20 protein-coding genes are annotated in these 23402 nt (G+C 40.8%); 1 reads left to right on the top strand and 19 read right to left on the bottom strand.

All coding sequences use genetic code 11. The features are described from left to right. Positions 1 to 410: 410 nt before the first annotated feature. The 19 genes from ligA to NLX82_RS16155 all read right to left on the bottom strand — a co-directional run bounded on the left by ligA (position 411) and on the right by NLX82_RS16155 (position 22676). On the bottom strand, positions 411 to 2426 hold the full coding sequence (gene ligA, locus NLX82_RS16240) for an NAD-dependent DNA ligase LigA (RefSeq protein WP_160788774.1): 2016 nt from the start codon (positions 2424 to 2426) through the stop codon (positions 411 to 413). 89 nt (positions 2427 to 2515) lie between these two features. Beyond that, a complete protein-coding gene (pcrA, locus tag NLX82_RS16235; protein WP_254348586.1) occupies positions 2516 to 4840 on the bottom strand; it encodes a DNA helicase PcrA in 2325 nt (774 codons plus the stop codon). A 41-nt stretch (positions 4841 to 4881) separates the two neighbouring features. Then, on the bottom strand, positions 4882 to 5574 hold the full coding sequence (pcrB, locus tag NLX82_RS16230) for a heptaprenylglyceryl phosphate synthase (RefSeq protein WP_481856216.1): 693 nt from the start codon (positions 5572 to 5574) through the stop codon (positions 4882 to 4884). A 144-nt stretch (positions 5575 to 5718) separates the two neighbouring features. Further along, the gene (locus tag NLX82_RS16225; protein WP_254348579.1) at positions 5719 to 6591 is read right to left on the bottom strand and encodes a phosphatidylinositol-specific phospholipase C/glycerophosphodiester phosphodiesterase family protein; all 873 of its coding nucleotides are present in this window, start codon (positions 6589 to 6591) and stop codon (positions 5719 to 5721) included. 106 nt (positions 6592 to 6697) lie between these two features. Beyond that, positions 6698 to 8098, bottom strand: coding sequence for an undecaprenyl-phosphate glucose phosphotransferase (locus NLX82_RS16220; protein WP_075154819.1), 1401 nt, complete (start codon positions 8096 to 8098; stop codon positions 6698 to 6700). Beyond that, positions 8095 to 9003, bottom strand: a complete 909-nt coding sequence (locus NLX82_RS16215) for a glycosyltransferase family 2 protein (protein WP_028542092.1) — start codon at positions 9001 to 9003, stop codon at positions 8095 to 8097. The genes NLX82_RS16220 and NLX82_RS16215 overlap by 4 nt, the downstream gene beginning before the upstream one ends. A gap of 371 nt (positions 9004 to 9374) precedes the next feature. Further along, positions 9375 to 9452 (bottom strand): putative holin-like toxin, encoded by a 78-nt coding sequence (locus NLX82_RS27770; RefSeq protein WP_354005523.1) that lies wholly within the window; start codon positions 9450 to 9452, stop codon positions 9375 to 9377. A gap of 199 nt (positions 9453 to 9651) precedes the next feature. Further along, complete coding sequence (locus NLX82_RS16210) at positions 9652 to 10563, bottom strand: glycosyltransferase family 2 protein (RefSeq protein ID WP_254348577.1); 912 nt, start codon at positions 10561 to 10563, stop codon at positions 9652 to 9654. 191 nt (positions 10564 to 10754) lie between these two features. Continuing rightward, positions 10755 to 11627, bottom strand: a complete 873-nt coding sequence (gene rfbD / locus NLX82_RS16205; protein ID WP_254348575.1) for a dTDP-4-dehydrorhamnose reductase — start codon at positions 11625 to 11627, stop codon at positions 10755 to 10757. 1 nt (position 11628) lies between these two features. Continuing rightward, positions 11629 to 12648, bottom strand: a complete 1020-nt coding sequence (rfbB, locus tag NLX82_RS16200) for a dTDP-glucose 4,6-dehydratase (protein WP_254348573.1) — start codon at positions 12646 to 12648, stop codon at positions 11629 to 11631. Positions 12649 to 12763: 115 nt separating this feature from the next. Beyond that, positions 12764 to 13312: a dTDP-4-dehydrorhamnose 3,5-epimerase gene (rfbC, locus tag NLX82_RS16195; protein WP_254348571.1), complete on the bottom strand. Its 549-nt coding sequence runs from the start codon at positions 13310 to 13312 to the stop codon at positions 12764 to 12766. Between the two features lie 22 nt (positions 13313 to 13334). Then, positions 13335 to 14078 (bottom strand): sugar phosphate nucleotidyltransferase, encoded by a 744-nt coding sequence (locus NLX82_RS16190; RefSeq protein WP_254348569.1) that lies wholly within the window; start codon positions 14076 to 14078, stop codon positions 13335 to 13337. Continuing rightward, positions 14075 to 14896, bottom strand: coding sequence for a glycosyltransferase family 2 protein (locus tag NLX82_RS16185; protein ID WP_254348566.1), 822 nt, complete (start codon positions 14894 to 14896; stop codon positions 14075 to 14077). Before NLX82_RS16185 ends, NLX82_RS16190 begins: the two co-directional genes overlap by 4 nt. Positions 14897 to 14915: 19 nt before the next feature. After that, a complete protein-coding gene (locus NLX82_RS16180; protein ID WP_254348565.1) occupies positions 14916 to 15731 on the bottom strand; it encodes a sugar phosphate isomerase/epimerase family protein in 816 nt (271 codons plus the stop codon). Then, entirely contained in the window at positions 15728 to 16510 is a 783-nt protein-coding gene (locus NLX82_RS16175) for an NAD-dependent epimerase/dehydratase family protein (RefSeq protein WP_254348562.1), read from the bottom strand. The genes NLX82_RS16180 and NLX82_RS16175 overlap by 4 nt, the downstream gene beginning before the upstream one ends. 16 nt (positions 16511 to 16526) lie before the next feature. Then, a complete protein-coding gene (locus NLX82_RS16170) occupies positions 16527 to 17501 on the bottom strand; it encodes a glycosyltransferase (protein WP_254348560.1) in 975 nt (324 codons plus the stop codon). Further along, entirely contained in the window at positions 17498 to 18619 is a 1122-nt protein-coding gene (locus tag NLX82_RS16165) for an FAD-dependent oxidoreductase (protein WP_254348558.1), read from the bottom strand. The genes NLX82_RS16170 and NLX82_RS16165 overlap by 4 nt, the downstream gene beginning before the upstream one ends. Before the next feature lie 38 nt (positions 18620 to 18657). Beyond that, positions 18658 to 19008 carry an EamA family transporter gene (locus tag NLX82_RS16160; protein ID WP_025723444.1) on the bottom strand — a complete coding sequence of 117 codons (351 nt, stop codon included), beginning with the start codon at positions 19006 to 19008 and terminating at the stop codon, positions 18658 to 18660. 650 nt (positions 19009 to 19658) lie between these two features. Continuing rightward, positions 19659 to 22676: a hypothetical protein gene (locus NLX82_RS16155; protein ID WP_254348552.1), complete on the bottom strand. Its 3018-nt coding sequence runs from the start codon at positions 22674 to 22676 to the stop codon at positions 19659 to 19661. 321 nt (positions 22677 to 22997) lie between these two features. Here NLX82_RS16155 and NLX82_RS27765 point away from each other — a divergent pair, with 321 nt between their 5' ends. Continuing rightward, on the top strand, positions 22998 to 23240 hold the full coding sequence (locus tag NLX82_RS27765) for a transposase (RefSeq protein ID WP_367995886.1): 243 nt from the start codon (positions 22998 to 23000) through the stop codon (positions 23238 to 23240). Positions 23241 to 23402 lie beyond the last annotated feature (162 nt).

Here is a 23402-nt window from a genome sequence, read left to right as displayed (position 1 = left end):
TCGTCCTGAGCCAGGATCAAACTCTCCATTAAAGACCAACCGAAGTTGGTTTATAGAAAGAGCGATAAGCTCATTTTTAATGCTAGCGATTCTTCTTATAAAAGAAGAAATCTTTATTTCATCATCCATTTGTTCAGTTTTCAAAGAACTTGTCTGTTCTCGTTCATTCAACGAGCCAGGAGTTATATCATACCATGTTAGTTGCTTTCTTGTCAAATCTTTTTTTTGATTATCTTTTCAGCAACCTCGCTTCAAGAAATGTTATTCTCAAAGCAACGTCTAATAATATATCATGCCTAAAGTTATTTAGCAAGCATTTATTTATATCTATTTTATTTCCTACTATACAACAGATAATAAGGCAGCCACCCCGCCCCAGAGCGGAATGACTGCACTCATTGCAAAACTATTTATTCTTGTTCCAGCAGTCTGATAAATTCATCCTCATCTTCTATGGTGTCAATTCCGAGCTGTTGGGCCTTAGCTAGCTTACTCCCAGCCTTTTCACCAGCTATGACTAGATCCGTCTTTTTCGATACAGACCCCGCAACTTTGGCTCCCAGCGCCTCCAGCTTGGATACAGCTTCGTCACGCGTAAGCTGATGCAATGTACCTGTAAGCACGACCGTTTTGCCACTGAAAAAGCTGTCTGTCTTCTTCTCCTGTGGAGCTTCAGGGGCCTGAGCCTTCACCCCTAGAGACAGCATTCTTTCAATTCCTGCCTGAGTAAATGGATCGGCAAAGAAAGCAACAATGCTTTCGGCTACAATTCCGCCTATATCCGGTAGTTCTATCAGTTCTTCCACCGTAGCGGACATCGTCTTGTGCAAATCACGGTAATGTTCAGCCAACATGCGTGTTGTCGCTTTACCGGTATTCGGTATACCCAGAGCATAAAGGAAAGAAGCCAAATCTCTCTCTTTACTCTTTTCTAGTGCCGCTAAGAGGTTACTGGCCTTTTTCTCACCAAACCGCTCCAGCTTCACAAGATCATCATATTCGAGTGTATACAGATCCGCAGGCTCGCGCACTTCCAGTTCGTCATGTAGCTGTATGGCCGTTTTGTCACTGAATGTCTCAATATCCATAGCATCACGTGAAGCAAAATGGGAAATACGAGCCACAATTTGTGGTTTACACCCCAGCTTATTGTCGCAAAACAAATGGGCACCTCGCTGCTGCAATGGAAACCCGCAGGCTGGACAATGATCTGGTACGACAATTTCCTCACCGTCGTTCTCAGACGTTACCTTTCCTAATATCTCCGGAATGACATCGTTTGAGCGACGGATAAACACACGTGCCCCCAAAGCAAACTTCAGGTTTTTGCGCTCAATGTCACCAGCATTGTTCAGTGTACAATTTTGTACAGTGACTCCCGCCAGCTCTACCGGCTCTACCCTTGCAAGTGGGGTGATTTTACCGGTTCGTCCTACATTCCACTCAACCGAGTTAAGCACCGTTGTCGTTTCCTCAGCTTCGAACTTATATGCCACCGCCCAGCGTGGGAATTTATCGGTATACCCGAGAGCCTCACGTGTGCGCATATCTGTAATTTTCAATACTGCCCCATCAATGAGGTAATCCAATCCGGCACGAGATTCTTCAATCTCAATCAGTTGCTCCATTACATCTTCAAAATTATCAAAGTAAGTCAGGTAAGGGTTTACCTTAAAATGATTTTCACGCAGGAAAGTCATCATTTCCTGGTGGCTGTTAAACTGGATACGGTCTGCATATCCCACATTGTAGAAAAATGCATTCAATCGCCGTTCTGCTGTCACTTTGGGATTCAAGTTACGCAAAGCGCCAGCTGCGGCGTTGCGTGCATTTTTAAGAGGGTCCACGGCAGTCTCATTATATTTGGACAGTACAGAGAGATTCATTATCCCTTCTCCCTGTACTTCAATTGTTCCATTTCGAAAAGGAATTGTAAGTGGCACGGATTTAATGGTCTTCACCTGTGCCAATATTCCCTCACCCACCACGCCATTACCGCGGGTAGAAGCCTGTACCAGCTGTCCATCAGTATATGTCAGGTTCAGCGTCAGGCCATCGAATTTAAGTTCTATAGCATAGCCTGGAGATGGCAAAGGTTGCTCCGGGTTCTTGGTATTGTAATCATTGACCAGTTTAACAACACGCGCGTTCCATGCACGCAGCTGTTCCATATTCTGAGCTTTATCAAGGCTCCATAATGGGGCAAGGTGGCGATGCGGTGTGAAACCTTTGAGTAACTCCCCACCCACACGCTGTGTCGGCGAATCCGGCAGCACAAGACCGCTCGTCTGTTCAAGCGCTACCAGCTCGTCATAAAGCACATCATATTCTTTGTCGCTGATCTTGGGTTCATCCAGTGTGTAGTAATGATAGTTATATGTGTTCAGTTCAGCAACAAGCTGCTCCATCCTGTGCATTGGGTTCATGCAGGCGTATCCCTCCGGGAACTTCATCAGGGCAGAGGCCTAAGCCAAGCTGCCACTCATGAGGTTCGAGATTTAATGATGTTTGAGATTTATTCTACTTTTGTAATTGGTGCAAAGCCAGCCAGCAGTCGTTTAACCCCTACTGGAGCCGGGAAAGCAATTTGAAGCTCCATATCATTACCCGTCCCTTTTACAGCGACAATGGTTCCAATCCCCCATTTGCCATGCTGTACCTTGTCTCCGGCAGCAAAAATGGAGGGGCCTCCTGCCGAAGCAGCCGGAGTTGCTTTCGCAGATGAAGATGTCGTTACTGTTACGCGGGGTGACACGGAAGCGGACGAACCACTGCGGCTCATCGTATCAAACGAGCGTTCTCCACCAAAGTTGCTGCCACTACCTTTATTCAGTCCGCGCCCACCATAAGATCCGCCTACATTGCCTGAACGGCGGTAGCGGTCACGTTTAATGATCGTATCCTCTTTTAACTCGTCCGGAATCTCTTCGAGAAAGCGGGAAGGCGGGTTAGCTGTGGTGCGGCCAAACAGAGTGCGCATCTGTGCGCATGTAAGGAACAGTTGCTCCTCTGCACGGGTAATCCCGACATACGCCAATCTGCGCTCCTCCTCCAGCTCTTCGTTATCCAAAAAGGCACGACTATGAGGGAATACTCCCTCCTCCATACCGACAATAAATACGATAGGAAACTCCAGTCCTTTGGCGCTATGCATGGTCATCAATACAACCGCATCGCTTTGTTCTTCTTCATCGTCATTCATGGAATCAATATCGGCAATCAGAGCAAGGTCGGTCAGGAAGGAGACGAGTGACTTATCTTCCGCTCCTTTTTCAAATTCCATGGTTACCGACAGGAACTCATCAATATTCTCCAAACGCGAGCGTGATTCAAGTGTATTCTCGTTTTGCAGTTCCAATCGATATTGGGTGGTTTCCAACATTTTTTCTGTTAACTCGGTAACCGACAGGTAGTCTACCATCCGACTTAAACCTTCGATCATATCGTAAAACTCTACCAACGCATTGCGCGTACGTCCTGCAAAGCCCAAATCGTCTACAACTTGAAGGACACGGAAAATCGAAACTCCACGTTCCGCTGCAGCTGCCTGCAATTTACCGACGGTCGTGTCTCCGATGCTTCGTTTTGGCACATTAATGATTCGGATCAAGCTGATGTCGTCGTCAGGATTGGAGAGTAGGCGAAGATACGCCAGCAAATCCTTAATTTCTTTACGATCATAGAACTTGATACCGCCCACGATCTGGTAAGGAATATCCGATTTAATCAAAATTTCCTCGACAACCCGAGACTGAGCATTCGTACGGTACAAAATGGCATGCTGGCTATAGGTTTTGCCCGCATTAATATTCTTATGAATTTCTGAGGCGATAAAGTAGCCCTCATCATGCTCGGAGTCAGCACGGTAAACTTTAATCTTGGCTCCGCCTTCTTTGTCAGTCCATAGTTTCTTCGGCTTGCGGCCTGTATTTTGACCAATAACTTCGTTGGCAGCATTGAGAATATTTGAGGTGGACCGGTAGTTCTGCTCCAGCAAAATGGTGCGCGCTTCCGGGTAGTCCTCTTCAAAATTCAAAATGTTGCTAATATCCGCCCCCCGCCACCGATAGATGGATTGGTCACTGTCACCTACTACGCAAATCCGGTGATGCTTGTCGGCCAGCATTTTGCACAGCATGTACTGCGCACGGTTCGTATCCTGATATTCATCAACATGAATGTATTGAAATTTCTTCTGGTAGAAATCCAGTACCTCAGGTACTTCTTTAAATAGCTGAATCGTTGCCATGATCAAATCATCAAAATCAAGAGAGTTGTTGTTTTTGAGCCGTTGTTGGTACTTGGTATATACCTTCGCCACAATCCCCTCAAAATAGTCGCCAATCTTGCGCTCATACATTTCGGGAGTGACCAGTTCATTTTTAGCCGTACTCATCATAGACTGAACCGCTTTGGGTTCAAACTTTTTGGTGTCTATATTCAGGTCCTTCATGCAGCTCCGAATGACAGACAATTGATCCGTAGAATCCAAAATGCTGAAATTGGAGGTGAAGCCAATCCGCTCGATATCCCGACGCAAAATACGCACACACATCGAGTGGAAGGTGGATACCCACACATCTCTCCCCTGCGGGCCAATCAGCTTGGATACGCGATCTTGCATTTCACGCGCAGCCTTGTTCGTAAAGGTAATCGCCAAAATGCCCCATGGAGCCGTCTTGCGGGTCGCGATGAGGTAAGCTATTCGGTGCGTGAGCACCCGTGTTTTACCACTGCCTGCGCCAGCCATAATCAGCAGCGGACCATCTACCGCCTCCACAGCCTGACGCTGAGGCGGATTAAGGCGAGCTACCGCCTCGTGTATATCTATTGATTGCATGCGTGCATGCTCCTTTCCCTGAGCTTCCATAAATTCACGTTCTATACTTCCAATTTCACAGCTATCGTCTCCAGCGCCTTCGCCAAATCACGATAAATGATGTTACCTACTACAATGGTGTCACAAACCGCAGCCGCTTGTAACGCGGTAGATTTATCCACGATTCCTCCCCCGTATAGGACACGAGAGCGCTCAGTACTGCGATGTATTTTTTGCACCAGCTCCATATCTCCAAAAGCACCGCTATATTCCACATATACAATCGGCAGATGCATGAGCTTGTCAGCAATCTGTGCATATGAGGCGGCAGATGAAGCATCCAGCGAAGCATCTGCTCCGGTAAGCTTAGCGACCGTAGAATCACCGTTCAAAACAATATATCCTTCCGCCACAAGCAAATCCCACGGGATCATATAACCAAACTGTTCAATCGCACGTTGGTGCTGCCCTAGAATCCAATTACTGTCAGTGGTATTCAGTACCATGGGAATCATATATAGATCAAACCCTGGCACTACAGCCTCCAGATCGGACACCTCAAGCACACACGGCACCTCATAACGCCGAACCCGTGACAGCAAATCCACCGTATTTTCATAGGTTACGCCCGATGAACCTCCTACCATAATGGCGTCCGTACCAGACATACACACGGCGTCAAGTGCCTCGTCATCCAGTTCCTTGTCAGGATCAAGCTTAAACACATGCTTCCATGATTGAATTGAATCTGCCAACACACATTCCTCCAGCATCCATTGCTTTTGTTATGATCCAGTCGAGCCGAATTCCAATATCCAAAAGCGTTCTATGCTAAGTCTATGACAGTGCTTAAAAGGTGTCAATGTTCGTATCAAATGGGAACACCCCGTTCAGACAGCTCATGGTCGTAGCGCATACAACCAACTGCGTTTACTAAGTTCTTTTTCCGTTAAAATATCTGTATAGAAACCTCGCACACCCATCTGTTCATACTCAGCCGCATCCTTCAACTCATTAATGGTATTTACGTAGCACACTGCTCCTGCCTGGCGCAAACTTTCCACTAAAGCACCACTCACCCGATTCTCTGGTAAAGTTACTGCCGTTATATCATTTTGCTGTACAAATCGAAGGATCTGGTCATCTTTATCCTCTGTGGCGTAGAGCGTATAAATAACGGATGGATAGGGATAAATACTCCGCAACGTTTGCAGCATTTCTTCATTGTAAATTTGAGGAACAATACGGGACAAAAGCTCGGGGTTTTTCTCCTGTGCCTGACGGGTCAGTTGTGCAAACAACTGTTTGATTTGGGCAGGGTCCTGTTCTTTCGTATCGGTCACAATATAAGCATCCGGGTATGTTTCCAATAGATCCAATACATCCTTCCAATCTACTGGAGTATAGGAACCGTGTATGGGTGTGTTTTTAAATTGATGATAGCTCCAAGGTTTTCCGCCCTGTTCTGTAGCAACTGCGTGTTCCTGTTGCATTTGCTCTGTAAAAGATTCTGTCCATTCATGGCGCGCCACCAAATGTCCGTCCGAAGTAAACATCAGGTCGACCTCGAATACGCGGCTGCCTTTTTTATAATTTTCCACAAACGCTTCACGCGCATTAGTATAGGCCAAACCATCAACGGCTCCCATGGCATGCGAAATCACGCGGTGCGTGGTAAAGCCAGTATGTTCTTCTGTAGATTGCCCTTTGTAACCCAGTAAAAATGTGCCGGTTAATATTAAAAGAATGACCGCAGCAATTAGTCGTTTCATAGGGTGTCACATCCTTTTCGTACAGGTCAATACCCCACATACGCATACTCAAAACAACTGCCAGACGCAAAAACACCCTCCGGCTAAACCGAAGGGTGACTCTGGATTAATACGCGTTCTTGAAACCATTGCGAATCGTACGGAAAATAATTTTAATATCGAATAAGAGCGACCAGTTCTCAATATAGAAAATGTCATGCTTAATCCGTTCCTCAATAGATGTATCTCCACGCAACCCGTTGCTCTGTGCCCAGCCTGTGATTCCAGGACGAACATGATGCTTCACCATGTATTTTGGAATTTCCTCACGGAACTGATCCACATAATAGGGTCGTTCTGGGCGTGGACCAACGACACTCATATCACCCAGCAGAACGTTGAAAAATTGCGGCAACTCGTCGAGACTCGTTTTACGAATAAAAGTACCAAAACGTGTGCGTCTTGGGTCATTAGCAGTCGTCCAGCCCGTATCTTCAGTTCCAGGGGGCAGCACCTTCATCGAACGAAATTTGTACATTCGGAAGGTGCGACGGTTCAAGCCTACCCGCTCCTGCTTAAAAATGATTGGCCCTCTGGATGTAATCATCACACCAATCGCCACCCCTAGCATGATCGGAGAGGTCAGGAGAATCGCGAATAAAGAGAATAAAATATCGAACAGACGCTTAAACAATCGATTCCCCGCCACATCCAGTGGAATATCCCGTACATTGATCATCGGCATACCTGCAAAGTTGTCAAAGTACGGGCGAGCCGGCAAATAATCGAAAAAGTCGGGGATTATAAGCGTGCGCACTCCAGCTTTTTCACACATGTTGATAATCTTGGGGTACTTATCATGAGCATCCAGCGGCAGCGCCAGAATGACCTCGTCAATCATCAGACGCGACAGCGTAGCCTCCAATTGATCTAAGCCTCCAAGAATCGGGCGAAAATGCGCCTCTTCCTCTTCACTCCAATGCCGCTTATCATCCAGAAAACCCACTACCTCGTATCCCAGATCAGGATACTGTCCAAGGTTATGATAAAATCGTTGGCCTAGAGTACCCGCCCCGAGAATAAGCATGAATTGCTTGTTGTACCCTTTTTGACGGAGAGCTTTAAGAACTTGCTTCAAAAAAAATCGGTAAAACAAAATAAGCAGCACGTTTCCAACCATATAGATTGCCAAATAGGACCGCGAAATGTCGATTTGCTTCACGAAGAACATCACACTCAACAGCACGAACAGGCCAACGATATGAATCTGGGTGACACGGAATACGTCGTCTGCAAACCGTTTTTTGCGTTTGGGCGAATAGAGCGAGAATAACATCCCCAACACTACAGCAATCAGGCCGTAGATTAAGCTCCAGCCTCCATATACTTGAATAGGAAGCGGTTCTTTATAGGTGATCCATTCACTTTCAAATTTGAAAAACCAAGCGATCAGAAAGGACAACTGAATGACCGCGAAATCCGCCACAATATATAATTGGGTTAGAAAACGCTGATTTCTGCGTATCATGCTTTCACCTCAGTACGAGATTGTTCCCCGCCGTCTGGCTTGACCGGTGCGGACAACTTATTTTTTAGAAAGGCCATTCCAAATTTCACGGTAATTCCCGCATATACAGCCATATTGGTGATCCAACTGTATTGCTGTTTATAATGCTTACGATGAAATACCCACATTGCTCTATGAAACTCATAAATAATTTTCAAAGGACGACGGCGAGCGCTGCCCCCTTTGATATGAATAATATATGTGCGCGGGTAGTAGTAAATGCCCCACCCGGCTTGCTTAATCCGGTAACACCAGTCAATATCCTCACCATACATAAAAAAGGTTTCGTCCAAACCCCCGACCTGGTCAATCGTCTCCCGGCGCACCAGCATAAAAGCACCTACCAGTACATCTACAGGATACTCATCGTCCGGGCTTAGATGCCCAAGCTGATATTGATTGTACTTCGGGTTATCCGGGTGACGCTTCGACCAGCCGAAAGCGTAGTAAAAAGAAGCTGACGGCGTTGGAAATCCTCGCTTACAAGCCTTGTCTAATGATCCATCCGGCAAGATGACCTTGCAACCCGATGCCCCCATCTCCGGATGCGTATCCATAAACTGAACCATTGTATCCAGCGTGTCCGGTTGCACCAACGTATCGGAGTTCAATAACAATATATAACGCCCGCTGGCTACTTCCATCCCCTGGTTGTTCGCCTTGGCAAAACCTGTATTATTCTTATTGGCTATCAACGTAATCTCCGGGTATGCAGCACGAATAGCCTCAACAGATCCGTCACTGGAGTGATTATCAATAACAATCACTTCATATCGGTACTGCGACTTTGACGCATACACCGATTGCAAACAATCCAGCGTCAATTGACACGTATTATAGTTGACGACCAGTATGCTTACATCCATATTTAAAACGCTCCTGACAAATTCAGTAATCTATTCTACTATCGCCTATTATAGCATACCGCGCAGACCACGGGGCGCAAAAAAGCACATAACTTGTAACCTTACATAGTTAGTAGAATTTCACAAAATTCGATTCCTGTCGCTCCAAAGTGCAAATATAGACAAACGAAACCATTTCGATCTATATATTGTTCATTGGGAGTCGTTTATTAGATTTTTGTAAAATCCTCGGTTGAGGTCTAAAATTCATCGTGGTAAGATATACATGGAAAAAGGGCTGGTGCCAGCCAGCCCCTGCGCAACCATCGCTCCAAGAGCGGACGGTTTTGGAACAATCAGGCCGAAAATAGACCCTTCCTTGCGGGGGCGGTCTATTTTCGTTTGTTAAACTCTAACAGTGTGACGATTAACGCCCCGAACGTCAGCATTAAACTGAGCGCCTCAAACACTGTCACAGGCTTCACCCCCCTCCTCGGGAGAGTTAGCCGACCGCCCTTGCCAGCTCTATCGGTTGCACGTTTCAATTATACTATATTTTTCCATAAAGGAACACGCATTCGATGGTATTTTATCTAGTATTCATTTGCACCTTTGACTATTTGACGCTCATATATGGAAAAAAGTTTCAATATTTTTCTTTCCATACCTCTATAACTTCCTCATTATGAAAACCAACTTATAAATCCAGTTGTCCAACCGTGACTGCCTATAAAATGGAGACTGCCAAATATATTTCATACGAGAAAATACGCCCTTTTGGTAGCTTTCCAGGAACTGATCCATATCTTTATACATTTGAGGAGACATGTCTTGTCCATAAAGTTGAATAAATTGCTGGGCTTGTTTGCTTAAAATATAGCGATTTTTTCCTTTTATAAATCTACTTAGTCTTTTCCTCCACTTGCTAACCCAGCCATCAGTAGAACCTCCCAACACATTGTTTTGATGCTGCCGATACAAAATGGACGGCTCGGGGTCAAAAACAACCTCACCAAAAGAGGAGGTGCATAAATAAATCCACCAGTCATGCATAATGATGTTATCCAAAGAAGTCGGAATTCTCTTTTTCACGAGCTTGAGTGTTTCTGTATTGATCACCATGGTACAACCTACACACACATTCTCAATGAGAGCATTATAGAAGGATACAGGTCGTGGGATGTCAGCTGGCCATACTTTAAGTGGTTCCAATGATTGAGAGACCATTTGTGTAGCAGAACAGTACATCAGCGGCCGGCTCCCATCCTGATCCCTGAGATGAGACACAGCCTGAGCAAGTTTATTCGGCATCCACACATCATCCTGATCACAAAAAGCATAATAGTCGAATGTCTCAGACGATCTTTGAATCAGATCAAAAAAGCTTTTAACAACCCCTACATTGCTCTCGAGGCATAAAATAATCTGTTGAGGATAACGTTGCTTCAGCACTCTCAACTTGGCAACCGTATCATCTGTCGAGCCATCATCACGAATTAGAATCTGAACTTCTACGTCTTTTTGATTGATGAGACTTTCTATTTGCTCATCTAAATAAGCTGCTCCATTATATGTAGACAATAAAATTTGTATGTTAGGTCTGTTCAGAGTAATGACCTCCTTCTTTTAAAATGTGTAATAGAGGGACAATAGGTTCCATCTGCTTATACATTATAATGCTCAGCGTCCTTAATCAACATAGGCTTTAATATAATAAAATCTCCCAATCATGAACTGATGGGAGATTGTTGATATTTATAATAAGGTTTTAATTACTCGGATTTACTAAGACACTCCTGCAAAAAATCACGCAATCCCTCACGCCAGTCGCGCAAATCATTTAACCCGTTGGTTCGGATCGCTATATGCTCCATAACAGAGTTGCATGGCCGCGCTGCCGGTCTGGGGAATTGCTCTGTGCTGCACGGCTCCAATTTCGCTGTGATCTTGGCATCTAATATTTCCGCCGCATCCTGTAAAATAGCTTGCGTAAATTCATACCAGGTACAGGAGCCACTATTGGATGCATGGTATACGCCATACTTCTCCGTTTGAATCAATTCCGCCAAAAAACGTGCCAAATCCACTGTATAGGTAGGTGAACCCTTCTGATCATTCACCACCTGCAGGAGCGGCTTCTCCTGACCAAGCTTCAGCATCGTTTTGACAAAATTGTTCCCGTGCAATCCATATACCCAAGATGTACGAACAATAAAATACCTAGAGGAAAGTGTTTGGGTCAATACCTCCCCCGCCCGTTTGGACTTTCCGTAGATACTCTGCGGATTGGTATTATCGTACTCATGATATGGCTGCTTTGCCGTTCCATCGAACACATAATCTGTACTGATATAAACCAGCTTGGCTCCAACCTTTTCCGCAGCCAGCGCCATATTACGTGTACCTGCCGCGTTGACTTGATAAGCCCCGTCTACATCGGTCTCCGCTGCATCCACAGCCGTATACGCTGCACAGTGGATTACGGCGTCAGGTTGATATTGTCCTACAATCTTCACCGTCTGCTGCAAATCCGTAATATCTAATTGTTCGCGATCGTAACCCAGGACATCATGTCCTTGCTCCTGAAAAACCTTTACTACATCTTTACCAAGTTGACCGGATGCTCCAGTAACCAATACCTTCATTCTACTCATCCCCCAAGCGGGAACCGTACTGCTTTGCATAGTATTGTTGATATTCGCCAGATTGAATGCGAGTCCACCATTCTTCATTGTCCAGATACCAGCGAATCGTTTCTTTAATGCCGGTTTCAAAAGAGTGCTTTGGCTTCCAGCCCAACTCATTCATCGTCTTCGTTGGATCAATGCCATAACGGCGGTCATGACCTGGACGATCCTGCACATACGAAATCAGAGATTCTGGCTTGCCCAGCTCCTCCAATACCGTTTTGACGATATGCACATTCGTCCGTTCGTTATTTCCGCCAATATTATATACCTCACCAAGCTTTCCTTGATGAATGACCAGATCAATTGCACTGCAATGATCCTCTACATATAACCAATCACGGATGTTCAAGCCATCCCCGTAGACCGGTAACTGTTGGTCGCTTAACGCACGTGAGATCATCAGCGGGATCAGCTTTTCCGGGAACTGGTACGGGCCATAGTTGTTGGAACAACGTGTGATATTCACGGGTAGACCAAAGGTCTCATGATATGCACGAACCAACAAATCGCCGCCTGCCTTCGAAGCTGAGTAAGGACTGTTAGGCTGAAGTGGTGTTTCCTCTGTAAACAATCCTGTTTCACCCAGAGAACCGTACACCTCATCTGTCGATACCTGTACAAACTTGGTCACGTTATATTTCTTAGCTGCATCCAACAGCACCTGTGTACCCAATACATTTGTTTTCACAAACACTTCCGGTTCCAGAATACTCCGATCCACATGTGACTCCGCTGCAAAATTAACCACCACATCAATTCCCTGCTGCATCAGCTGGTCAATCGCTTGTGCGTCGGTAATATCTTCTTTGATGAAGCTATGCTTGGAGTTATTTTCAATGGATTTCAAATTTTCCAGGTTACCTGCATAGGTAAGAGCATCTATATTTACAATTTCGTAATCTGGGTGCTGCTTTAACATGTACAATACAAAGTTACTGCCAATAAACCCGGCACCGCCGGTGACAAGAAGTTTCATGCAGTCCTCCTAAACCGTGCTTTAATATATATAAGATATGCTTTTTTGAATGGATAAGAAACAAAGATGAGTTTAATCTTAGTTCAACTGTGCATTATAACTGCGGCTAAATCGTTTAATCAAAATTAATTTCTGCATCAGCCAGAAGCGGATGCTTCTGATCTTTCTCTGAAAGAATAGTATGAGAAGTGGGCCAATCAATCCCTAGTGCAGGATCATTCCACAGAATTCCACGATCATTCTCAGGGGAATAATACTCGTCTACTTTATACAGCACTTGCGTATTAGGAACAAGCGTACAGAACCCATGAGCAAACCCCTTAGGCACCAGTAGCTGACGTCTATTATGCTCGCTTAAGATTACCCCAACCCATTGACCGAATGTTGGAGAACTTTTACGAATATCCAAAATTACATCATAGATAGCTCCAGAAATCACACGAATGAGTTTAGTCTGTGCTTTAGAATTAAGCTGGTAATGCAAACCACGAATCACGCCAGTTTCTACAGATAAAGACTGATTATCCTGAATAAAAGCATAATTAATACCGTTTTCTTTCATGATTTGCTCATTGTAACTTTCCATAAAAAAACCACGGTGATCACCATGAACCACGGGTTCAATGATTTTTGCACCTTCCAGTTTCAAAGGGATTACCTTCATTCGTCCGCATCCTCCCTTTATTTTAAAGCTTTAGCTTTCCAAACTCTTCGCCAAACACGATATCCTTGGCCAATTCATTAGCACGCGCAAGTGATGGGTGAGTTCCCGCATCTGTCCACCATCCTTGAAGAATATCATATGTTAATGTTCCATTAGCAATATATGCATTGTTAACATCAGTGATCTCAAGTTCTCCCCGAGCTGAAGGTTCGAGCGTTTTTACAATTTCAAACACACTATGATCGAACATATAAATGCCTGTTACAGCATAATCACTTTTTGGTTCTTTAGGTTTTTCTTCAATTGACACAATACGCTCCCCTTGAAGCTCGGCCACTCCAAAACGGTGTGGATCTTGTACCTGTTGAAGAAGGATCTTCGCCCCCGTGATTTGATTACGGAAATTGTCCACAAATGGTGCAATGTCATCTTCAAATACATTATCGCCCAAAATAACAACCATTTGATCATCGCCTACAAATTGTTCAGCCAGATCAAGCGCTTGTGCAATCCCACCTGCCTCATCCTGAACTTTATAAGTGAATGTTACGCCCATTTCACGACCGCTACCAAGTAGGTTAACGACATCTCCCATATGCTCTTTACCTGTAACGATAAGAATATCCTGTATGTCAGCTTGCTTGAGCTTGGATACAGAATGGAAAATCATTGGGTACTTACCAACGGGTAATAAATGCTTATTTGTTACTTTGGTTAAGGGGTAAAGACGTGAGCCTGTACCTCCTGCAAGAATTATACCTTTCATTGCTCCTCCTTAATTACTTTCAGATTATTTTTAGAATCATATTTGCCCAAATATAAGTTTAACAATATTTTAATAAGTTGCAAATTCCCTTTCAATGGGCTGATCTTAGTGGGTATCTTTCCCTTTGGATATGAGCGTTCGACAGGAATCTCCGTGACTTTATAGCCTAATTTAGGCGCTTTAACTGACAAATAGCCCAAAAGCTCGTAAGTTCCAAAAACATCTCTAAAGGGATGTAGTAGAGGGTCTTTTAATAATCGAGCAGAGTGAGCCCTAAATCCGTTGGTAGTATCTGTATAATGATATCCTGCAACTAGCGATATAAACGGTGCATGAATAAGTTTAATAGCAAGTTTTCTCGAAATAGGAGTATTTATTTCCTTACCTCCTGGTACATACCTTGAACCTTGTACAAAATCGTAACCTTCATCAAGTTTCTGAATGAACTCAGGAATTGACTCAACGCTATCTTTATTATTCCCATCTACGGTAATGATGCCCTCATATTGTTCTTGCAATGCGTAAGCGAACCCCATCCGTAGTTGTGCACTTAGCTTACCCTTATCTTTTTTAACTAAAATAGCTCTTACATGATTATCTAAAAGAAATGTTTCCTCTAAAGAACCATCGGTGCTCCCACCATCTAAAATAATAATATCAACAGTTTCTGCAAGTGATTTTAACTTGTTGAGTTGTTTTTGAATTTTAATTCCTTCGTTAATAATAGGAATGCACACACAGTATTTACTATTCTTTGACTTGAATTCTTTAAGCTCAAAATTAGGAATTTCCCAATTTTCATTTTCAATAACATTCATTGGCGGGATATTCTCCTTATTAAGCGTAAATTTCTGAAGCGTATATTAGAGCTTGTTCAACATGAGCAACATTCGGATTGTCCCCATTTTTCATTTCAATAGAAACCCAATTTCTGTAGCCTGTTTCTTTAAGCATCTTTGATATCTCCCTATGCGTTGAAACACTTTCCTTGCTCCCGACCTTATTAAGATAAGGTTCACTAATATGAAAATGGCTTAAATAAGGCATGCTTTTTTCAATAGCTGAAGAAATATTCTCGCTATTCAAAGTAAGAGCACCCGCATCCAGATGCAATTGAAAACCAGGATGGCTCACTTCTCGAACCAATTGTAAACCTTCTTCACTATTTGTAATGAAATCACAACCATATTGAGAGGGATTGGGCTCTATACACAAGGTTACATTTTCTGTAACAGCAGCCTCAGCAAGTTCCGCAAAAAATGGAATAGCAATGTCCAGTTGCTCATTTTTAGATAGACCATTGGAAAGTCGGTTTTTAGGAGATCCAAATACTAGTGCTTTAACTCCTATTTTACCCGCCAAGCCCATTATACCAATTACATAATCTTTTAGCTTATTACGAGATTCAACATCTGAAAACAAAGCCAACCCATGCTGTCCAAATAATAATGATTGCATAGCAATTAAATGAATATTTCTTTGTTCCCAATATTGCTTAAATTGTAGTAATTCGTTAGTTTCGCAATCTAATGGACGTTGCCAAAATTTAGTAGGAGCAATTTCTAGTCCACGAATGCCAAGTTTATTAAGCAACACAATGATCTCTTCATCCTCATTACTATTCCACGCAATATTGGAAATAGAAAGTTTCATTGAAGCGCCCTCTTTTCTTCCTCAATAAATACTTTAATCTCCTGTAGAACTTCTTCTTTAGATTTCATATATTCTTTATTGTCACGTTCACTGAAAATATGTGAATACAGACTTCTCATATCATATGAAACGGGCTTCTTCTCCGTTTCATTGGAAAAATTAATATTCAGTCCAGCCTGAGCAATTTCTTTTGCACTGACAGGCTCTGTAGCAAAATTCACTATACTTAGCGAATTAGCAAGTGCGGTTTGAATATCATCCCACAAATGATTCATATTATAAAATTGAAATTCACTTAGGTGGTGAGTTAAATGTAAAGCATTGTCATGAATTAAATCATAAATGAAATTTTTCTTAAGTCCTTTGCCAAATAGGCCAGGGAGACGAATAATCAAATGGTCATGGAAAGTTTCGGTAACAAATTGTTCTAAATAAAAACGATGTTTTCCGTAAGGTTCTGTTGTTTCTGTTTGTATATTCGCAGACTCATCAACTTTGATAGGAGTACTATATACATCAACTGTAGAGATGAGCACAAACTTTTGAGCCTTGGCCTCTTTTAAACAGGAAAGCAGTTGATTGATATTAGCGAGATCTTCCTCTGGGGCTTGATTGGCCTTCCATTTGACAGCTGGGGCGGCCGCACATACAACTAAATCATATTCCTTACCTTTAATAGACTCAATATTGGACGAATTATACAACTCATCAAATGCTGTCTGTGCAAGTAAAGTGGAACCTACATACCCGGTAAATCCTACAAGACAATTTTTTTTCACAACGCTCTCTCCTTCCTTATTGACCAGAAGCACTCTCTTTTTCTTTAATTAACTCCAATCTAGGCTTTTTCTCTTTATACATTTCTACAGACTTGGTACTGTAAAAAGGACGATTTTGGATCTCAATTAATATGCGTGAAGTGTACTCTCCAATAATCCCACCGATAAAAAACAACCCTGCGAAACCAAGAGAGATTAAAATCATAAGTGTAGTCCAACCTTGTACTACTGACTGATTAAAAAAGTAATTATATAAAGCGTATCCCCCCATGAACAAAGAAAACAAGAAAAATACACCTGTAAGTAGATGAGCTGCTTTTAACCCAAAATGAGAAAATGAAACCAACGCATCTACAGCTAACGAAATATTCTCCCGATTTACTTTCCTACCAGTCATTCTATTGACGGGCTTATAATTAACTAAGGTTTTAGAATAGCCCGTAAGCTCATAGAGCGCTTTCCTATATCTTACCTTTTCTTTTAAATTCAGCATAGCGTTTAAAGCACGACGCGTTACTAAACGTGCAGTTTCTGTAGAAAGAGATAGATTTAAGTAAGACACCTTATTCAGTATTCTATAAAATATTCGGGATTTCCAACCAGCTTGTCCAGACGTAGCAGCGACTATATCAAACCCTTTTCCGGTTGCCGTTTTGAACATGTCATACAGCAGGTCTAAATTAAAATCAATGAATAAAGACTCAATTTCAAACACAAAGTCACCCATTGATTTATTAAGTCCAGCAATCATAGCATGCTCAACACCATGTTTTCTGGACAAATTAATAATCGTAGTGTCCCCATAAATATTTTCCATAGCACTATGCGCGTTCTCCAGCGTCTTATCTTGGCTAAAATCGTTAACCAGTATGATCTCATAGTGTTGGAAATATGTCATCAGTGTGCGGTCTAATTCAGTTAATGCCTGCACAATTTCTTGCTCATTATTGTGCGCATACAGAACAGTAGAAACAAAAACCTGCTCTTTCATAGCACTTCCTCCAAATCATAGATGGTGTTAAACTTCCCAGAAAAAACAGATACAAATCTCGGACTTTCTGAAAATTCTTTAATAACAGTAGGTCGAGAATCATCAAGTTCTGAAGCACTAATCAATGCTTTTACAGCAAATAGAGATTTTTTGTAGGTTATTTGAATTTCAGGATTAAGATACTTTTTAGCCAACTGGCTCATTCTTGTCCAAGCTGTGTAAGGTCTAACCGAACAAGTGTTACAATTACTTAATTGTCTTACATTACAAGCATCATTGTATTTCTGACAAGAGAATTCAGGTAAAGCGTTAAAAGACGACTCATGCGGAGTATGTCCAACAGATGTAAGAGAATGATACCCACTTTCTCCAAAAGGCATCAAAGAAAAAAAGGGCCCATCCATTACAGTAATACCTACATTTTGAACGTTTTCGGTTACTTCCGTCATAATCACTTCACATATTTCATATTTTGTTGAGAATAACTCATAGTCAAACTTACGTAAAATCTGGTTAATACTCGCATAGGTTGCATTAAGTATGTTGGTAGCTGTACAATCAGATCCATCAGTGAAACGAAGTACATAGCGTTCCTCTTCAATGCTCACTTTATCAATTAGTTGATTGAAAAACAGCGACACATTTTTAAAACCCTGTAACTTCTCCATATACCAATTACGAATTAAATTAGCATCATAGCTATATTCCATCGTTTCGAATGCTGCTTCCACTGCCCCTGGATTAAAATACACCCTGCTGTTAACCTCTACCGCAGGTACTTCAACATAATCGCAGAAATGTTGAAACTGCTCAGCATTTGTTAAGGAATCATTCGCCGAAATCGCATATATTTTCTTAAATCTATCGTTTATAGCAAAAGAAAAATCACGGACAAAACGTTCGTAATAATGAGCAGATTTTGCAGCAGTAGAAACACTTCTTGGGTAATGATACCCGTTGTGAACTCTCGCTTGGTTAATAAAACTCGCACGTTGTAAAGGTTTGTCATCAAATTCAATTACAGCTATTTTCAAATCTTTTTTTGCTAATAAGTGAGCAGCATATAGACCGTATATTCCAGCGCCAAAGATAACATAATCGTAATTCAAAAAAGTCATTCCCCTTTTGTTAGTGCCACTTTTTTGTATATTCTTAGCTAATAAAAAATAATAACAGTTCCAACAATCAGCAAGATAATACCCACAAGTTTGAAAACAGTTATCGGTTCGTGAAATATCAAAACAGACACCGCAACAATACCTAGTGTAGTCAATGCCTGCGATACTGGCGAAATTCTCCCCAATTCCCCCCGAGACAAAGCAAAAATGTAGAATACAAAGCTAACGCCATATAAAATTGCACCGAACCATATGTAAGGTGAGGTAGACAACTTTATAAGTGACTGCAAGCTAATTCCTGTAAAATTCAATACATTTATTCCATGCTTTAAAGTGATTTGAGCGACAATGTTAAAAAGCATTGCTAAAAAAAGCAACAATAATAGCATTATAATCCCCTAACAGTTTATTTATTGTTTATTCTATCACTTGTAAAAAAAATTTGCATTATGAAGAATTATGTCAAACTAATAGTTCTCCACCTATCAATATCCAAACAAAAAAATGAAAAGACCTAACTATTTCACAGTAAATGAAATTTGAAACATCAATTCTTGTATGTCTTTTTCTTTAAGACTAAGTTGAATCCAAGGTCCGTTAATAGAAAAACTCAAAATATGATACTTATTTCCTTGTAGATTAATTAAATTTATTTTTTTTAATATCTCATTAGTTTCTATATTTTCTCAAGTGAAATTGTTGAGTTATGACGATGAATTCCTGAATGCCAGTTACAATCGGTAAAATTTTCTGTCGTAATATTTAAATCTTGAAAAGATATAGTTAAATTAAAAATGGAGTTTTCATTTTCTTTCACCTTAATTTCATAAAACCAGATTTTTTTATTATTTGTTATCTTTTTTATCAGTAGTAAGCATAAAATGGCTATCAAAATCGAACAAATAAAATGAATTATTAAATTAAAATACATCAAGTTTATGATAGCTGTGCTAAGCCCAAACAAACTAAAAAACAGATAAGGAACGATAAAACCAAGTTGAGGAAAAGAAGCATAAGATAATTTCAACTTCTATCTAAGTCAACTTACTAGCTTAATCAATTTAATAGAATTAATTTTAACTTTTACATTGGCTTTATCTCCAAAGTCGAATCTTAGCTCATTGTGGTTATTTCTAAGCCAGTCCGGAGCTGAACCTAAGGGTATTAATAATTGTCCACTAACCATATTGAATAAGAACGAATGATCTTCATTATATTTCTCGCTTTTTCTATTACTACTATTCCAATAAATTTGGCCTTGAAATGGTTCCCGAGATCCCATAATGTTGAGGTCAATTAATAAAAAGTCAGCATCTTTTCCTTTGACAGGAAGATCAAGTTTATAACTCACATATGGATCATTACCGTTGCTCACTATACTCCCATCCGCTTCTTTGACAACCTCATTAGATCCAGACAATGACATATTGCCCGGTACAGACTGAAATCGCTCCTTCATCTCTTTAAAGTTTCTCCCCCAAGCACCGGGTAACGATTGTAAATCCTTTTGATGGAAAACTGCTCTTAATTCATTCTCGCTAGCATCAGCTGTACCTTTATAAGCTTTAGTCTCCAACATTCTCTGCTTGCTCACCAAAAATTGAAGAGAATTATATTGATAATATACGTAGTCTCTTTCTAAAAACCACTTATATAATCTGTAAGCACGTATTGATACGGGTCCTCCATCATGCCTGATCGCCGGACCAATAAAAACTAATGGCGGTGCTTCTTTATCAAGATTTTTTATCATTTTTTCTTGTATCTCTTCATTGGCAGCAAGATAATCAGCAGAATAGAAAGTAGGAACTTTTTTGTTAGTTATCACATAAAAAAGTGTCCGATTTGTTAAATCTGCATAAGTCTCTCCTTTTTTTAATATTTTTGAGAGCACTGTTTTAAAATCCAACATCTCTTTCCATCTTTCCTTAGCAATAAATCCCTCACCAACATCAGGAATTCCCTGCTTTGCACTATTTACAAAAATAGCATTATCTGGCACAACCATTGGTTGTATTAGTTTTTCTGTAATTCTAAAAGCCTGCTGCTGTCCGAAAGTTGCCACAGAACCTAACAATATTGAAAATATGATTAAATATATATGATGAACTACACCATTAAACTTATTTTTAAGAAAAAAGACATACAGAGCTGGTATTAAAAAAGCAAAGCATATAAAAGTAATTGATCCGGAGCGATGCATTGAACCAGAATCTAAGCGACCTAGGCTATATCCGGTAATTAATATTAAGAATATAATCGATACAATACAATATAAAATCATGAGGTGAGTTTGCTTTTCTTTATTGAAAGACACTGCTTTTTTCACATTAAAAATCATTAATCCCACAAAAAGAAACAGAGTAAATACCCATCCTCCAATTCTAATGGATTCCCAAAGCAGTCTATTGAGTTTATCGTAAGGAAAGGGTCTAGGAAACCATTCTGGAGAAGTTTGAGATTCAGAAAAAAGACTTATCCCGTATGCAAGGGTATTAGCGGAAGCATTATCAAGAATAAATTGAACAGTTCCCAATAATGTTGGGAACAACATTACTAAAATACAAAGTTGAATTACCAATAAGCTGCAGAATAATAATTTATGTTTAAAAAAAACCTTACTCCATAACTTAAGTTTTATCGTCCTATATAACATCACACCAAATAGAGGTAAAAAGGCCAATGTCAAAGTTGCACCCATGGATGGATTATATAAGCAATGAATTAAAGACATCCAAACATAAAAAACAACCCACTTTACAGGATTATACAGCGTCTTTTTGTGAAAAAGAATTAGCACATAAGGAACAATTAAATAAGTTCTGTTCATGCCCTCCGTTTCATATAATATTGGCAAAGAAAATATGATGAATAAAAAAGCCCATTTTGAACCATATAATTTTTTTATAAGCAACACTACCAAGGCACCTATAATTATAGGAAATGCAGCAAACGTATAGTTGATACTTGATAGGTTTCCATTATAAATATAATGATTAACAAGACTATACATTGGGCCCATTATTCCCTGTATTGACATTACATCTACGTTAAGTCTCATTCCATAATTCAACATTTGTTGTAAGGGCATGAAAATTTCCCCTAAATGGAAATCATCCAAAACAAATCCACTATAAACAGGAGTTGAATACAACATAATGATGGTTAAAGGTATTAATGAAGGCCAGAATATGTAATTCCACACATTGCTAACTTCACTTTTTCTATGTTTTAAAATCAATAGGAACGTGTAAATAAACAGTATAACAGCTATAGAAGCCATAATAGCTAATGTATAATTATTTCTATGCAATTCAATTTTACTCCCCGTCTGATATACACCAAACACTAATACCAATGTTATAAATGGAAGGATTAATTGAGATAAATACATTAAATTCTTAGTCAGAGCGGTTAGTACGCGCTCTTTATAAAAGTAAATTACAACTTGAGTCATCCAAACTAACAGGGTTAGAACTTCCAGCAAAAACTGTTCTAATTTGTCAGAAAAATTCGGGTTAACAAAACTAAAAATGAAAAGTATCGTTATAATTGCGAAATAAGTAAACGTAAGAGATACAATAAGACTTGTAAAGACTTGCTCTTTATCTATGGAATTTGTTTTTTTGCATTCAACAACAAAATAGGTAATAAACATCAAAATAGAGATATAAATAAAAGAACTATTCCCACTAAAAAAATAAAAACTGACCGCGTAGAACAAGAAAAAAAAGCAGACCAATAAATTTTTCGACACGAAAAGTCCTGCTGGATTCATCTGTATTTCCGCTATATTTTTTTTATTCACAAAATATATTAAAGGAATTAAAAACAAACAGAAGCAGAAAATAAAGAAGTATATTATTGAGTAATCCAAACTCTTGAATTGATCAGACCATACGATATTTCCAGCAATGATGTCATGATAGACTTGTTTACCGTTAGCATAAATCTTCAAAAAAGCCATCGTTGAAACTAGAGATAAAAGTACAGCAAGCACACTTGATACTAAAAGGTGCATTGAGGATTTAGGAAGAAACAACTTCAAATTGCTCATGCTCTCAGGCTCCCTCTTGTTCTTCTAGAGTAATTTTAAGACTCGATACTGAAACCGATTCTCCACAAAAACTAAGGAAATAAACGGAAAATTATTCACTAATATTGCCGATATTACCAGAAAAAAATGAAGAATAGACAGATGCCTACTCATTATTTCAACGCAAGCTTGGCTTGCCAGAACTAAACGTAATTCGAATCCTACACATCGATACGGATCAAATTGATATTCATGCCGAACCGTTTGTCGGTCCCAAACAGCGCTGCAGTTTCCATTTTGGCTCCCATGCCGTAGAGCAAACGCTGGGTCTACAACAGCGGTATTCACTATTTTAAAAGCGAAACACTACTGGATGTATTACCCAGACGAAAACTGAAGGCCCTGCTGCACTCCTATGCTCAACAACATTCGACCTTTCTGTTCAAAAACCCCAGAAAGGTGGTCATGGATTTAGCTCGAGCCTGCCACACCTGGATCAGCGATTACTTTCCTTGCGTCCTGCGAGTTGCGGATCGATTCATGTTCACGGATATATCATCGACAGCATGCAGGACGTCCGTATAACTGTAGAGCTAATCTTGTCTCCACGGGCAAGGACAACCTGAAAGCCCACTATCATTTACTGAATCCACCGTCAGACAACTTAGATGCCAAAAGACTCGACATCTTACTGAACTCCCCCCCCTACTTCGTAGTGTATGGGAATGGAAAGAGGCCTTTTCGACC

Origin of the sequence: Paenibacillus sp. A3M_27_13 (assembly GCF_024213315.1) — a bacterium.
Taxonomy (GTDB): Bacteria; Bacillota; Bacilli; order Paenibacillales; family Paenibacillaceae; genus Paenibacillus; species Paenibacillus polymyxa_B.
This window is presented reverse-complemented; position numbering and strand designations above follow the sequence as displayed.